Annotated in this window: 11 protein-coding genes; 2 read left to right on the plus strand and 9 right to left on the minus strand. The window is 51.1% G+C overall.

Annotated elements, in window-relative coordinates; translation table 11 throughout:
• Window positions 1-6: 6 nt before the first annotated feature.
• The 5 genes from VSQ62_RS17220 to allE all read right to left on the minus strand — a co-directional run bounded on the left by VSQ62_RS17220 (window position 7) and on the right by allE (window position 7,610).
• Window positions 7-1,617 carry an L-lactate permease gene (locus VSQ62_RS17220; RefSeq protein ID WP_334636015.1) on the minus strand — a complete coding sequence of 537 codons (1,611 nt, stop codon included), beginning with the start codon at window positions 1,615-1,617 and terminating at the stop codon, window positions 7-9.
• A 92-nt stretch (window positions 1,618-1,709) separates the two neighbouring features.
• Window positions 1,710-2,648: a carbamate kinase gene (gene arcC / locus VSQ62_RS17225; RefSeq protein WP_334636016.1), complete on the minus strand. Its 939-nt coding sequence runs from the start codon at window positions 2,646-2,648 to the stop codon at window positions 1,710-1,712.
• Between the two features lie 19 nt (window positions 2,649-2,667).
• The gene (locus tag VSQ62_RS17230) at window positions 2,668-5,676 is read right to left on the minus strand and encodes a bifunctional FdrA/YlbE family protein (protein WP_334636017.1); all 3,009 of its coding nucleotides are present in this window, start codon (window positions 5,674-5,676) and stop codon (window positions 2,668-2,670) included.
• Between the two features lie 32 nt (window positions 5,677-5,708).
• Window positions 5,709-6,761: an ureidoglycolate dehydrogenase gene (allD, locus tag VSQ62_RS17235; RefSeq protein WP_334636018.1), complete on the minus strand. Its 1,053-nt coding sequence runs from the start codon at window positions 6,759-6,761 to the stop codon at window positions 5,709-5,711.
• Window positions 6,762-6,815: 54 nt separating this feature from the next.
• Window positions 6,816-7,610, minus strand: a complete 795-nt coding sequence (allE, locus tag VSQ62_RS17240; protein ID WP_334636019.1) for a (S)-ureidoglycine aminohydrolase — start codon at window positions 7,608-7,610, stop codon at window positions 6,816-6,818.
• A gap of 330 nt (window positions 7,611-7,940) precedes the next feature.
• On the opposite strand from allE, the gene VSQ62_RS17245 reads away from it, so the two are divergent.
• Window positions 7,941-8,822: an alpha/beta hydrolase fold domain-containing protein gene (locus VSQ62_RS17245; RefSeq protein WP_334636020.1), complete on the plus strand. Its 882-nt coding sequence runs from the start codon at window positions 7,941-7,943 to the stop codon at window positions 8,820-8,822.
• 46 nt (window positions 8,823-8,868) lie between these two features.
• Here the strand turns inward: VSQ62_RS17245 and VSQ62_RS17250 are convergent, their stop codons facing one another.
• From VSQ62_RS17250 to allB (VSQ62_RS17265), 4 genes are read right to left on the minus strand one after another with little or no spacing between them, the layout of a single operon-like run.
• Window positions 8,869-10,230, minus strand: coding sequence for an NCS1 family transporter (locus tag VSQ62_RS17250; RefSeq protein ID WP_334636021.1), 1,362 nt, complete (start codon window positions 10,228-10,230; stop codon window positions 8,869-8,871).
• 35 nt (window positions 10,231-10,265) lie between these two features.
• On the minus strand, window positions 10,266-11,639 hold the full coding sequence (gene allB, locus VSQ62_RS17255) for an allantoinase AllB (protein WP_334636022.1): 1,374 nt from the start codon (window positions 11,637-11,639) through the stop codon (window positions 10,266-10,268).
• Between the two features lie 22 nt (window positions 11,640-11,661).
• Window positions 11,662-13,017, minus strand: a complete 1,356-nt coding sequence (locus VSQ62_RS17260) for an NCS1 family transporter (protein ID WP_334636023.1) — start codon at window positions 13,015-13,017, stop codon at window positions 11,662-11,664.
• 17 nt (window positions 13,018-13,034) lie between these two features.
• Complete coding sequence (gene allB, locus VSQ62_RS17265; protein WP_334636025.1) at window positions 13,035-14,438, minus strand: allantoinase AllB; 1,404 nt, start codon at window positions 14,436-14,438, stop codon at window positions 13,035-13,037.
• Between the two features lie 278 nt (window positions 14,439-14,716).
• On the opposite strand from allB (VSQ62_RS17265), the gene VSQ62_RS17270 reads away from it, so the two are divergent.
• On the plus strand, window positions 14,717-15,577 hold the full coding sequence (locus tag VSQ62_RS17270; protein ID WP_334636026.1) for an oxamate carbamoyltransferase subunit AllH family protein: 861 nt from the start codon (window positions 14,717-14,719) through the stop codon (window positions 15,575-15,577).
• Window positions 15,578-15,599 lie beyond the last annotated feature (22 nt).

A 15,599-nucleotide genomic window follows, 5' to 3' on the forward strand; every position in this document is an offset into this window, starting at 1 on the left:
TCCTTCCTAGAACGCCACCAGCACGAACAGGATCGCGCCGATCACAATGGTGGTAGGTACCGTAAGCGCAAGAATTCTCTTAAGAACCTCTCCTTCTCTTCCAAGGATGCTTGCCGTCGTCGTCCCAAGGATGATCTTGCTTGGGCTTACCGCGCTGCCGATGGCTCCGCCTGCCGACTGCGCGCCTAAGATCGCCGACGGATCTACGTTCAGAAGATTGGCCGTTGTTACCTGGAATCCGCCGAACAGGATATTAGAACTCATATTGCTTCCTGTCATAAATGTTCCGAGAAGCCCTACGAACGGCGCCAGGATGACATAGATCTTGCCAAGGACATTGGCAATACCATTAGCCAGCACTACCGTCTGCCCGGTTCCGTCCATGATCTTCGACATGATGACCAGCCCGATGACTGCGATGCCCGACGGCATCGTCATGGAAACTGATTTCACGAAGATCCTCTTCACTCCGCCGTCCCCGATCCAGCCATGCCTCTTATAATAGAAGAGTCCGACGATCGCCGATATAAACAAGAACATGCTCGCATGTGTAAACGGTGTAAACGGTGAGAAACTCTCTACCGCCGCGTTCACATGCCCGTATCCCGTCGAAGTCTCCGGGAACGACAAACCAAACGATATCTGTCCCAATACTGCATTGACTGGTTTAACCAGAAGCACGATCAATGTAAGGGCCGACAGAAGGAAGTACGGCACGAATGCCTGTATCAGACTCATATCCGGCGCCTCGATGCCGCTTGCCTTCCCCTCGAACTCACGGTTCATGATCGGGCTGTCCTCGATGCTCCATTCCTCGCTGTACATCTTCACCCTTCCGAGAAGCAGGATCACGATCAGAGAAATACATGCCGGCACGAAACAGCAGATGGTCGTGTTGACCTGGCTTAAGAGAAGCTCTCCTCCGCCTTGGATGACCGCCATGAGCACCACCGCCGGGAATCCCTTCTTGATCGCCTTCCCCTTGCCGTAGAACCAGCAGGTCGCGAATCCGCCGATCGCAACCCAGAACCAGAGAAATGCCGCCGTCCACAACGCCGTCGCCAGATACTCCTCGCTTCCGGCAGAAAGCCCTGCCGACATCGCAAGTGAATCCCAGGCTGCGCCAAGTGTTCCATAAGTATTCCCCCACGCCTGGCCAAGAAGCGGTATGATGACCGCCCACAGCGGTTTCACGCCGATACCAATAAGAAGCGGCGCGCCTACGGCAACCGGAACTCCAAACCCCGTAATCCCCTGAAGAAAGCTTTCAAATATCCATCCCATCGCAAGCACCAGAAGCAGCTCGTTGGGCAGCAGTTTCCTCATACCGTTGCGGATCACAAGGAACGCCTTCGCCTCATCGCCCACCTGATACATCAGAATCGCCGTCCAGACTATGATCAGTATGATCAGTGCATTCCATACCCCTTTGGCGCTCTCCGCCGCGATCAGCCTGATATTTGCTTTGAAGAATACAAGGCCCGTAACGATCGTAATTATGAGTCCCACCGGTGCAGCCTCCGTTGCACCCCAGTTAAATTTTATCATCAAAATCAACAGTACGATAATAGGCAGAAATGCCATTATCCACATAAACAGATTAATTGGTATATTCATGTTCCCTCTCCTCAACTACTCATATTAATGAAAGAATGTGCCTGCATGATTTTGTTCCCTGCAGGCACATTCTTGCCAAACCTGTTACCTGACTATGAGTGTATTACGGTTCCAGTCTCGCCGGCGATTCCGGCCGCCGCTTTGTCAAGCAGCGTGATCAGTGCATGTCTGCCCTCTCCGGATTCTGCGAAACGGATCGCCGCCTCTACCTTTGGAAGCATAGAACCTTTTGCGAACTGTTCCTGGGCAATATATTCTTTCGCCTGTTCTACCGTGAGATCCGACAGCCACTCCTGGTTCTCTTTGCCCCAGTTGACGGCAACCTTCTCGACTGCAGTCAGGATGACCAGATGGTCTGCGCCGAGCTGTGCTGCCAGAAGGCTGCTTGCATTATCCTTATCGATGACTGCATTGACGCCGACCAAACGGCCGTCTTCATCGCTTATGACCGGGATTCCTCCGCCTCCGCAGGTAATCACGATATGCCCTGCGCCAACCAGCGTCTTGATAGTCTCAAGCTCACGGATACGCTTGGGCATCGGGGAAGCCACTACAATACGGTAGCCTCTGCCCGCATCCTCCATACACCGGATGCCGTTCGCTTCATTCTCCTCGGCTTCCTCTTTCGTAAGGAACCTGCCGATAGGTTTCGTTGGATTGTCAAATGCCGGATCTTTAGGATCTACTTCCACCTGTGACAGGATCGTTGACACCTTGCCGTCAATATTGCGGCTCAGCAATTCATACTTGATCGCATTCTGCAGGTCGATACCGATATAGCCCTGACTCATAGCCACGCTGGTCGGAAGCGGTACCTGCTTATAATTCTGCTGCATCACGATCAGATTATCCATCGCATTCTGGATCATACCGACCTGAGGGCCGTTCCCGTGTGTAACGATGATATCCAGCCCCTGCTGCGCAAGGTCTACGATCACTTTTGCAGTCTTGGCAACTGCTTCTTTCTGCTCTTCTATATCTTTGCCAAGGGCGTTTCCGCCCAGGGCAATGACAACTTTCTTCTTATCCATAAGATATCTCCTATTCTGCTTATGCCTCGAAACCAAGCTTCTTAGCGTAAGCCTTCACGGCCTTCTCGAAGCACTCGATCGGCGGATGTACCGTACCCGCACCGATCTGCCCTCTTCCTGCCACCTTGTTGGCGATACCGGTATTGATCACCGGGGTGATCCCCTTCTCTACAACCAGTCTTGCGTCAATACCAAGGCAGATTCCCTGGAAGTTCCATGTAGGAACTGTGAAGTTCGGGTTCCTGTCGATACAGATCTCTGTCATCTCGTTGCTGGTGCGGAGCGCATCCTCATAACCGCCCGCGCCTACGAACCTTGTAACCGCCGGGGCAGCGATCATAGCCATACCGCCCACGCCGAAGGTCTCTGTGATCGCGCTGTCGCCCATATCCGGACATGCGTCTTCTGCGTCGTAACCTGTGAAATAAAGTCCCTGCGGTGTATTGACCGGACCGGTAAACCACTCGTCGCCCATACCTGCGATACGGATACCGAATTCATATCCGTTCCTGCACATAGCGGTAACGATGGTTCCATCCGTATCCTTTCTCGCATCGTCCATAACAGCCTTGCCTGTCGCCATCATGATATTCAGGAAGAACTGATCCGTGTCGGCCAGGAACTTGATCACATCGTAACGATCCTTCTCGTCCATATCCATAGCTGTGATGATCGGCGCAACCTCTTTCAGGAATGCAAGAGACGCGGCGATATTTCTCTGATGGAATTCATCGCCCATGGCAACCGCTTTCGCGATCAACGGATTGATCGCAAGTCCGTTCTCCATAGAGCGGAGCGCCTTGCCAAGCGTCGGACCGAGAACGTCTCTCATCCAGCGAAGCCTGTTTACAACCTCTTCGTCATATGCGCCGAAACGGAGAACCTTGCCGATACCTTCATTCATGGTACAATATGCTTTGTTGCCGCCCGTCTCATTCTCTACTACAAATACTGCCATATTCGGAGATGTGATGCCGCCCATCGGTCCTACCGCATTGCAGTGGTGGCATGGGATGAACTTGATCTCGCCGCCCTCTAACATCTTCCTTGCTTCTTCCTCAGTGGACGCCCATTCTTCGAACATGACCGCGCCGACGCATGAACCCTGCATCGGATCCGGCATATTCTCGTATGCTACCGGCGGGCCTGCGTGAAGGATCACCTTGCCGCCGTTCTCTGCAAACTGCGGGATCACTTCTTTGGCGCGCACATTGTCCTTAAGTATCGGCTGGCTTGCAACCACCTTCGCGATCACGGCACGGTTCAGATCGTCGATACCTTCATAATTCCTCAGGAAGTTCAGTGTCTTGATAAGCTCTACATTGCCTCCTGCCGGCGGCTGCCAGTCGTACTGCACCACTTCGCATCCGAACTGCTCTACTACCTCTGCGAAGCTCTTAAGGCCGATATTGATGATATTCGGCTTGTCGGAGAGCAGCGCACGGAGCTTGTCTGAAGGTGCGTTCTTCTCAACCTGCGCCACTTCCTTCGCACGGATCTCCTTAACCGGCTCCTCAAAGTCTCTTCCGATAGCGCGGATCGCTGTACGGCATGCAAGCTTATTGTTCTCGCATACAATAACACCGGCTTCTTTTAATTTATTCACTGCCTCGTCATATCCTTGGAAGTCGCTTCTCGTACCGCATACCGTAGCGATAAAGAATACTTTCCTTCCCTGTGACTCTGCCTTCTCCTTCAGTGCAACGATGGACGGAAGAAGAGCTCCTGCCATGTCGGCGTGTGAACCATAGCCGAGCATGATGTCAAGGAGAACTGCTCCTGTCGTCGGATCGTCTACTGCTTCCTGCATACACTCGATACGCTTGGCAGGATCGATCATCGGATGCGGTTTGCCCTGTGTATAAGCGTCGTCTCCAAGATCCACTACCACGTTGCCGTCTAACTGAAGCATATAGCCTTCGATATCCTCCGGCGGTACTTTACAGTTCATGGCGTCCTTGATGAGCATAGCCGCTTCATTCGCAAGGGTTCCGCCTGAGTAATAAGCCTTGATGGTCTTGCCGTCTTCTGCCTTGTAGAATGTGGACTCGTCAAGATCGATGGTCGCCTCTGCCACTTCCGTACCTCTTACAAGGCTTACCGCCTTACGTGCAGCCTCATCCAGCGTATAGCAGTGATAGAAGTTCTCCTCGTGATACTCTGGCTTCTCACCTACAAACAGTGTAACAACCGGTTTGCTGAAATTAGAAAGTCTCGCGGAGATCATATCACGTACTTCCTTTGCCGGCGGCTTGGAAACGATCACAAGCACCTTCACGGAAGCGTCGTCTTCCATGGCGTCAATCATATCCATCATCGTGATTCCGCCGATCTTAGCGTTCAGGTCACGTCCGCCGATACCGATAGCATTCGTAACGCCTTCACCCAATCTGTCAATGATGGTCGTAAGCTCCTGGATACCTGTTCCCGATGCGCCGATGATACCGATCGAACCCTTTGTCACCTTGTTCGTAAATGCGATCGGAACGCCCTGGATGATACCTGTACCACAGTCAGGACCCATAACGGCCAGTCCCTTCGCATGAGCCTTCTCTTTTAATGCCTTCTCGTCTTCAACCGTTACATTGTCAGAGAACATGAATACATTCAAGCCCTCATCGAGTGCACGGTCAGCCTCAAGAGCCGCATACGCGCCCGGAATAGAGATCACGGCAAGGTTCGCCTCCGGAGCCTTCTTAAGCGCTTTATCCCATGACTTCACGCTCTCCGCGCCCTTCTTGCCTTCCGCTGCTGTGGACTGCTTCTTCAAGAACTCCTCTACCTTCTCAAGAACCACGTCAAGAACTGCCTCTTCCTGTACATCCGCTACCACTACCATATCGTTGGCGGTGGCTGCCATCAATTCTTCCGTATCAAGCCCGCTTGTCTTGAAGATATCTTTATTCGCAGGAGTAGCCATCATAACCTGGATCTTGTTCACTCCCTCTAATGAAGAAATCTCATTTGTCAAAAGCATCAGTACAACTGAATCCTGATAACTTCCCTTCTTAACAACTGTCTTTAACATGTTTTTATCCTCTCCAAATCTATACGAATGATTTAATCTGCAAATCTGTTCTTATGGTCATACCTGTCAAAATGAACTGCATCTCCTCTGAGATATTCAACCAGCTCATCCACTACCTCGATTCCGCCTGACGCGTAAGCCTTATCTCTTCTCATCACGGCTCTCTCGCCCGGATAGTATACCTTGCCGTATCCCGGAGCAGCCTTCATCTCGCCTAATTCATCACAGGTCTGGGACATATTCTTCTTGAACTGTTCAGCGCCGCAGAATCTCTCAGGATCCATAACGATGATCATCTGTCCAAGCTCGCGGCCCTTCGAGCAGTCATGATACATAGAACTTACATGCTTGCCGAACGGAACTCCTAAGAGCACGCCGGAGAATACGTCTACCATCATCATAAGTCCATATCCCTTCGCGCCGGCGATCGGAGTCAGAGCATTCACCTTATGCGGGTCTGTGACAGGCTCCCCGTTCACATCCACTGCCCAGTCGGACGGAATCTCTGCACCCTGAGAACGCTTGTCAAGAATCTTGCCCCAAGCCTGAACGGTCGTAGCCATATCGAATACTACTGTACGGTCATCTGCCGTTGGAGCCGCAAAAGAGATCGGGTTGGTTCCGTAATAAGGTTCCGTTCCGCCGTACGGCACCGCCATCGGGTCGGACTGGCAGAATGTGATCGCAGCAAGACCTTCCTTCGCACACATCTCCGTATAGTATCCGATGGACCCTGTATGTGAGATGTTCGCCATACCAACGATAGCAACACCGTTCTCTTTCGCGATCTCGATAGCCTTCTCCGTTGCCTTGGTAGCTACCCAGTAACCGATGCCGTTGTCTCCGTCCATGATACCTGAGCACGGGCCTGTCTGTGTCCATGTGATGTTCGGCTCGTGTGTGATACCGCCCTTGGCGATCCTCTCACTGTAATACTCTACACGCACCGCACCGTGTGACGCATATCCTCTCTCATGCGACCATGTGAGGATCTCTGCTGTCTGTTCTGCATGGTCCTCTCTCAAGCCTGCCTGCACCATCTTATTCTTCATCAAACCCTTTAATTCATCTCTTGAAAGCTTCATAATATTCCACCATCCTTATTATATTTACCGTCCTGCCGACGGGCGCATTCCTTCTTATAATGCAACGTCTCTGTTACAGTCTTTGGAATAGATATATGTCAGGACCTCTTCGCGTCCTTCATCACCGACTGCATAACATGCCTGCGGAGTATATGCATCCATGAATACATAGTCGCCCTTCTTGAGCGGCACCCAGTCTTCTCCTAATCTGTACATCGCCTTACCGGTAAGGAATAACATACCGTGCTCCTGTACATGTGTCTCTATATAACCATGGGAAGCGCCGATGTGAAACTTCAGGATATGCATATTCATATCGAAGCCGAAATCATCTGTAGGAAGGAAATTCTGGATGTAACAGTTCTCCATCCCTTCATAAGCGATCCACTCTAACTCGTTCGCATTGCCGACTACGGTGTAAGCATGATAGCCTTCAACCTTCTCATATCTGCGTCTGTACAGATAGAGCTTCGCGTCCGCTTCACCCTTATTCTCGAAAGATACCGGCTTATCCTCCGGAGAATAGATGTATCCGCCCTGAACAAGAACCTCATCTTTGTCCGCATTCTTAACGGCGATCTCACCCTCTACTACATAGAGGAAAGTCTCGATCCCGTCTCCGCCGATCCCGTCCTTCTTGCCGCCGGCATGTGCGGTTACCAGATAATCTGCGAAAGAAGCTCCCATAGCAGGAGAGCCAAGGATCGTCACGTCGCAGTTCACATAACCCGGAATTGCATTCTTCACAAGTCCGTCTGGTTCAAGAAGCACCCAGTTCTCTTTCTTGATGACAGAACGTGTCTGCAACAGATCGTCACGGTATCCAAGCTGATTGTTTAAATAACTCATTTTTAAGTTCCTCACTTTCTTTGTTTAATAAAATTTTAATTACTTTGGTCTTTGTGGTCAACCGGTTTTTATAATCTAATTATGGCAATTTTGTCCAGAAATTTCAATTGACATTTTAGACAAATCTAGGTCTTCTATTTTGTCTATTTTAGCAGTAATATTCAGCACATTTTACTCTTGAACCCCGTCGTTTTTGTGGTATACTGGTATTTGCCGGTAAGCCTGCAAAGCCTTCCGGCAATTGTTAAAAACTAAACAAACACTTAGGATTGGAAGCATTGCTATCAACCACTTTTTAATTCATTATAGGACAACGAAAGGAGACCAGTCATGCTGCAGACCAGAGAGATATCAATCCCCAATGATCACTATGACAAGCACGCCACCCTGTACTTCGATACAGATCAAAAACCAAAAGCCTATATTCTATATTTCCACGGCGGAGGATTATTATTCGGGACAAGGACAGACCTGCCCATGCTCCACCTCGAATCCCTGACGGCATCCGGATACTGCATTGCCGCCTATGACTACCCCCTTGCGCCCGCCGCAAAGCTTGAGATGATCCTCGCGGACGTGTGCTCCTCTGTCAGCCATTACATCGGGAATCCCGCCATTTATCTGGAAGACGGCGCCGAACTGCCTTACTTTCTATGGGGACGTTCTGCCGGCGCATACCTCTGCCTGCTTGCCGGCGCCCGCGGGGCATTTGACAGGAAACCTGCTGGAATCCTCTCCTATTATGGATACGGATTCCTATGCGACGGCTGGTTTATGACTCCCAGTAATTATTACTGCTCCCTTCCTGCCGTAGGCGAATCAGCTCTTGACGCTATTCCCGGCGGGTTCTGCGCAGACGGGGATCTCGGCACCCATTACAGCGTTTATGTCTATGCAAGACAGACCGGGAAATGGGCGGATCTGATCTACGACGGACGGCAGAAATTCTTCTATCTTGACTATACCTTACGCACCTGCAGCGAGCTGCCCTGTCCGATCTTCTGCGCCCACAGCACCGGCGACACCGATGTCCCCTACTCTGAATTCCTGGAGCTGTGCAACAAATACCACGCCCAGCGGTTCGTCGCATCCCACAGCATGCATGATTTTGACCGGGACGAGAAGAATCCTGTCACCCGGCGGCTCTTAGAATCGACCTTAAAATTCCTGGACTTAAAGCTTGAACGTATACAGGCCAACACAAAGATCTGATCTTGTTATCAAAAGGGGACGGCATTTGCCGTCCCCTTAATAACCTTTATCTTTCAAAAATCGTTCCTTTACAGAATGACTTGGATGACGGCATCATCTTCATTAACAGGTAGTACGCAGCGCCCGTCGGAATCAGGCTTACATACCAGGACAGTTTCATAACCAACAATGAGCACAGTGACCCGAAGATGATCGCGATGACTGCCGCCCAGTTGATGCCCTTGAAGCATCCCTGCTTGTCGTACATATCGTTGATATCCAGTTTCTTCTTGCGGAGGATGAAATAATCCACCGCCATAACCGCGAAGATCGGTCCAAGGAATGCGGAGTAGAACTGTGTAAACAGGTTCAGGCCCGCCGCAGACTCATCTGTAACCAGCTTCCACGGCATAACACATGCGGAAAGAATACCTACGAGTACGGTAGCGTGAGTCCATTTCATCTTGAAGGACTCCATAAGTACATATGCCGGAGGCACGATATTATTCAGTACATTCGTCGTAACCTGCGCAAACGCGATGAAGAGCAGTGTCACGATAGTAAGGAACTTGCTTCCCATGGTCGTTGAGAATACAACTACCGGGTCGCTGTTTCCTGTTGCAGCCGTTACAAGGAGTCCGATCAGCCCCATGAACAGGGTGACAGGAAGGATCGCCACTGTATAGATGCTTGCAGCCTTCACAGGCTTAACGTTGTCCGTCGCGTTACGTGAGTAATCGGACGCATTGATGATCATGGTAGAATAGATCCCAAGGAAGGATGTTGTCGCAGCCCAAAACGGCATGCCCCATGTTCCCTTGATCCCTGAGAATACATCGCCGATCTCTGATGAGAACTGTGTGTTTACCACATACAGCATGTAGATCAGGATAGCAATGATGAATACGCAGGAGATATTCTCAAGCCACTTGATCCCCTCGAATCCCTTGATCGCAAGGGCTACCTGCAGGAGGGTGAACAACGCATATACCACCGGAAGATTGCTTACGCCAAACAGGATGTTCATACAGCTATTGATGGCTCCTGCCCCTACCCAGCTCTGGAAGCCAAACCATACGATCGCAGGAAGTCCTCTTAAGACACCCGGAATCTTAACGCCCGTCGTACCAAAGCTGCTTCTAAGCTGCACGGTAAACGGAATGCCGTAGGTATGGCCGCACTCGCCGATGATCGCCAGCGCGATCGCAATGACCAGACATCCGATCGTCATTGCAAGGATCGCCTGTGTTACCGTCAGGGCGCCGATCAGGCCTGCACCCATGGAAAATGTACCGATCGAAACGCATCCTCCCATGAAACTCGCCGCATAGGACAGGGGACCCATGATACGCTTCTGTGTCGGCTGAAGATCCGGATCTACATCCTTGACCAGCTCCGGATTCAGGTTTTTGTTATCAACAATACTCATATTATAATTTTCTCCTTTTCATTAATAGCCGTACATTATCTGAGCTTCCTCACCAGTTCGCCTACGCCTTTTTCGGCAACAATCTGGCCGTCCCTTGCGATCACATTGCCGCGGACAAGCGTCGCAACCGGAAGCCCCTTGCCCTTAAGTCCTACGAACGCGGAGATCTTGTTCACATACAGGAGGGAATCTTCCGTGATCTCCCATTCCTTTTCCGGGTCAACGATCAGAAGGTCCGCGTCGAATCCCGGCTTGATATCGCCCTTCTTCCCATAGATGCCGAACGCCTTCGCCGGAAGCACGGACATGGCATTAGCAAGCACCGTCGGGCAGATGCCGCGCTTTACTACGCCTTCGCTGAACGCCGCCTGGAATCCGCTCTGGATACCGGAACAGCCGCCCCACACATCGAACACCGTCTCGATCTTATTGCCAAGGATCTCATTGTATTTCTCATCGTAGGAGCACGGAGAATGATCCGAAGCGATCCCGCTGAATACGCCCGCCTTCACGTACTCCCACATCTCCTCTACCGCCTCCTTAGGCTGAAGGATCGGCGCACATTTGTATAACGGCCCCTTCTCGATCACATCTTCATTGCTGAAGGTAAGATAATGGGTACAGGTCTCTGCGGTAATATCATATCCCTCATCCTGCGCCGCTTTGATCTTCTTCGCAACTGCCGGATGGGACACATGGCAGATATGCGCCTTACAGCCCGTCGCTTTCGCGATCTCGATGATGGCGTCGGTGGCAACGATCTCGGCAACCACCGGGCGTGACTCAAGGAATGCCTTCCAGTCGTTGCGTCCGGCTTCCTTCATCCTCTTCTCCTGGTTCTTGATGATCGCATAGTCTTCACAGTGGAAGCCCGCGCGTCCGTCAAATTCCTTGATGATATCCATAGCCTCCATGGCCTGACCGTAGTTCAGCGACTCATAATCCGGGGAAACCGGTCCGATGAAGGACTTAAAAGACACACAGCCCTTAGCATCCAATTCCTTCAGATCATTAAAATTATAGCTCGTAAGTCCGCCCCAGAAGCAGAAGTCAACATATGCATTGGGGGAGACCTTATTCTCTTTGAAATCAAACGCCTCCGCATTGGTCATACACGGATCATTCTGAAGCGGCATATCGATCACGGTAGTATATCCGCCAAGGGCGGCTGCCGCCGTTCCGTGCTCGTAATCCTCGCGCCATTCAAATCCCGGATCATTCAGATGCGCATGCGTATCAATCGCTCCCGGGAATATATATTTTGCAGCAGCGTCGATCACTTCCTTCGCCTCTGGTTCCACACCTGCAGCCAACACCGCGGCGATCTTGCCGTCTTTGATCGCTACATTACCTTCCGTTACGGCATCTGCCGTAACGATCTTACCATTCTTGATTAATACCTCATACATTGACAACACCTCCTATTGTCTCTTACTCTAACGTTGTTCCTCTTCTGAAACGCTCGCAGGACGGCATCTTCTTCATCAGGAAGTAGAATACAAGCCCTGTCGGGATGGTTGCCGTAAAGAATGACACATTGACATTGATCAGACCGATCACAGCTCCCACAGCGATAGCGATGATCGCCGCCCAGTTAATACCTGCATGGTTACCATTGTCATTATACAGATCGTTCAATACCTCTTCGGTTACATTTCTCTTATGGAGAACGAAGAAGTCTGTGATCAATACCGCGAAGATCGGTGCGAAGAACGCGGAATAGATCTTAACGAATAAGTCAAGCCCCGCCGCCGAGCTGTCGTTGGTCAGAATCCACGGACAGGTAGCTACCGCAAGGATACCAACGATGATAACGGCCGTCCTGTGCTTGATCTTGAATACATCCATGAACGCATATGCCGGCGGAATCACATTGCTTGCAAGGTTGGTGGACAACTGTGCGAAGATAATGAAGCCAAGCGTTACCAGAAGGACGATCTTATTATCTACCATCTGGGCAAATGCATTGATCGGGTTGGCGATACCTGTCGCCGTGGAAGCCATGGCACCGATCAGGCCAAGCAATACCGTTGCCGGAACCATCGCGCAGAAGTAAGATGCCCCGCGGGCTACGGAAGAATAGCCTGCCTTCACCTCACGGGAATAGTCGCCCGCGTTCAGCATAACCGTCGTGCTGTTTCCGAAGAATGCGATCACCGCACCGATGAACGGCATACCCCATGTTCCGCCGTGACTCATCAGCTTATCACCGATCACGTCGCCGTACTGGGAGATACAGATATACAGCAGATAGATCATAGCGATGGAGATAACAACACCGCCGATATTCCCTACCCATTTCGCTCCCTGGAAGCCCTTGATGGACAGGAGGACCTGGATCAGCTGGAACGCAATAAAGAATACCCAGATATTGTCAAACCCAAAGAACACGATAGAAATATTGTTAAGCGCGGCTCCTCCAAGCCAGGTCTGGAAACCATACCATACGATCGCAGGAAGTCCTCGGATCAATACCGGAATAGAGCTTCCCTTTGTACCAAACGCACTCTTCAGCTGTATCGCATAAGGAGCGCCCGTCTTATAACTGAACTGGTCATTGGCCGCAATGCCGATGATCAGGATCAGAGATCCGATAAATACTGCCAGGAACAACTGTACCAGGTTCAATCCCTTCTCAAGCTGCGCGCTTCCCATGGTCAGAGTTCCGATGGATATACATCCGCCAAGCCAGAGCATGGTGTTAGAACCCCAGCTCATGATACGGTCCTTCGATTTGATCGGCGCTAATGAACTCGCTTCTTTTTTCTCGTTATTTACGTCACCCATAGTATTTCTCCTTTACTCTACTTAATCGGTGTGATATACTCGCCGTATCCTACCGCTTCTTCCTTATACATGCCGTCAGAAGCTACAACCCTGCCCCTTATGATCGTGCAGGTCGGAGCGCCCTTGCCTTCCTGTCCGTCGAAACAGGATACATGCCCCTTGGTCAGAAGCTTCGTCTGGTCAACCTTCCATACTTTGTCAGGATCCACGATTACGATATCGCCGTCAAACCCAACCTCGAACGCGCCCTTGCGTCCGTACAGCCCGAAGATCTTAGCCGGATTGTAATCCATTACCTTCGCGATCAGAGTCGGACTCAACCCCTTCTTATTCACGATCATATCGAACATCATCGGGAGGAAGAACTGAATCGCGTTAAGTCCGCCCCATGCATGCCAGATATCCTTGGTCGCATTATCCTTCTCCTCGTCTGCAGCCGGAGAATGATCGCTTCCCACGCATGACAAGGTCCCGTCAAGCACATAGTCCCACAGCTTCTCCATATCCTCCGCCCTGCGCATCGGAGGCGTACACTTCGCCGGAGCGCCTTTCTCGAACACGAAGTCCTCTGTAAATCCAAGATAATGCGGGCATGTCTCCGCCGTGATCGGCAGACCCTCATGGATAGCGTCCTTCACTACCTGAGCCACCATCGGATGGCTTACATGGCAGATATGCACGCGTCCGCCCGTTGCCCTTGCCATATCGATGACATTCTTCGTCGCAACATACTCGGTCCATACGTCATGGGAATCCAGGAAATCCCGGATCTTCTGCTCGTTGGTCTGGCCTTCTTTTGCCTTCGCTTCCTTCTCCCTCTCCAATACCTGGCCGAACTCTTCACAGTGGAATCCGCACAGAGCGCCGTATGGCTTCAAGATCTCTAACGCCTTACGGACATTACCCATGTTCACAGTCGGGAACAGGTTGCCGTTGGGACAGGTGAATCCCTTGAACGCCGCAACACCGCAGTTGTGCAGATCAACAAGGTCATTCATATTGTTCTTAACAGAACCCGGCTTATCGTCATAGTCGCCCACAAGTCCGCCCCACAGTGCATAATCGACTACAGAATGCTTGCTGATCCTGCCCATCTTAAGATCGAAGATCTCTTTATTCATCAGAGACGGATCGTTGTTGAGCGGCATATCGATCAATGTCGTACACCCCGCAACCGCCGCTGCGCGGGAACCTGTCTCGAAATCTTCCCTGTACTCGAACCCCGGCTCATTCAGATGCGCATGACAGTCGATGATACCCGGGAATACATAATTCCCCTCCGCATCGATCGTCTCCTTCGCCTCCGCCGGCGTTCCCGCTGCCAGAAACGCAGCATACTTACCGTCCTGGATCGCGATATCCGCCTCATAGATACGGTCCGGAGTCACAAGTCTGCCGTTTCGAATCACTAAATCATACATAACATACCTCCTAATAATAAAATTTACCGGTCAACCACATTTTAACTTCCTGTATACTATTTTAATCCAAAATGAGACAAATCACAATAGCGCAAAACATAGAATATTCTTCCTGGTTTTTGTGCGATTTTTACAAATTTTTCCATTTTAAACGTTAATTTATTATCATTATGCACTAAAATTTCAAACCAGATTTTAATCAACTGCCATTGTATTTTTCTGCATTCTCTGATACCATATATTAAAACGAATAAAATGCAGAAAAGGAGTGCCAACCCATGAAATACCAGATCACACAGCTATCCCACTATACCGAACAGATCCTAAGGAACCTTACATCCGGAACCGTCCATTCCGTATACCGCCGAACCATTAACCTGACAGACGGGAAGCAGATCCTATCCCTGCAGGCAGAGCATTCTCCCCTCTCCCCGATCAGCCTGATCCTCGCCCTCACTGCCGAAGAGATGGGCGGACTTGGCATCGCGCCCGGCGACGATGTACGGTTCAAAGAAGGCAGTCTTGAACTTCGGGGCGAAGCCTCTTATCATTTCACCTATGCAGATGCCAGGCGGTATGACCTTAAGCTTCCGGCGCCTCTTGATTCCCGCTCCCTCACGCTTCTTATCTCCGGTATCCGAAACGCGTTAGCCTTAACCGATACCAACGGGTTCGCCCTGTTATTCGGCAGCGCAGAAGCCCTGGAAGACGACCTGTCCCTGATGCTCCTTGCGGCAAAGAAACATCTCCTCCTCGCGGATGAACTATGCCGCCTTGGGGATTATCCGGAAGCCGCCCTCCGGCTCTCCCGTCTTCTTGGTCTTGGCATCGGCCTGACTCCCAGCGGAGATGATTTCCTGTGCGGCGTGCTGGCCGGGCTTCATATGACCGGGAATGACAGACACCCCTTCACGCAGCGGCTCAGATCAGAACTGGCAAACCGGCTGTCCGACACCATCGACTTAAGCGCCGCTTTCTTATCCTGCGCCTTAGACCTGCAGTTCAGTCTGGCAGTCAACCGCCTGTACCGGCTTCCTGACGCCTGCGAGATCCTCGCATCCTTCGAGGAGATCGGCCATTCCTCCGGCACCGACACTCTCTGCGGCATCCTCTTTAGCCTTACACATTTCCCAAAATAGCGAGAAGGGGAATCCCGACAAT

The organism is Sporofaciens sp. JLR.KK001 (genome assembly GCF_036941055.1).
Classification (GTDB): Bacteria; Bacillota; Clostridia; order Lachnospirales; family Lachnospiraceae; genus Sporofaciens.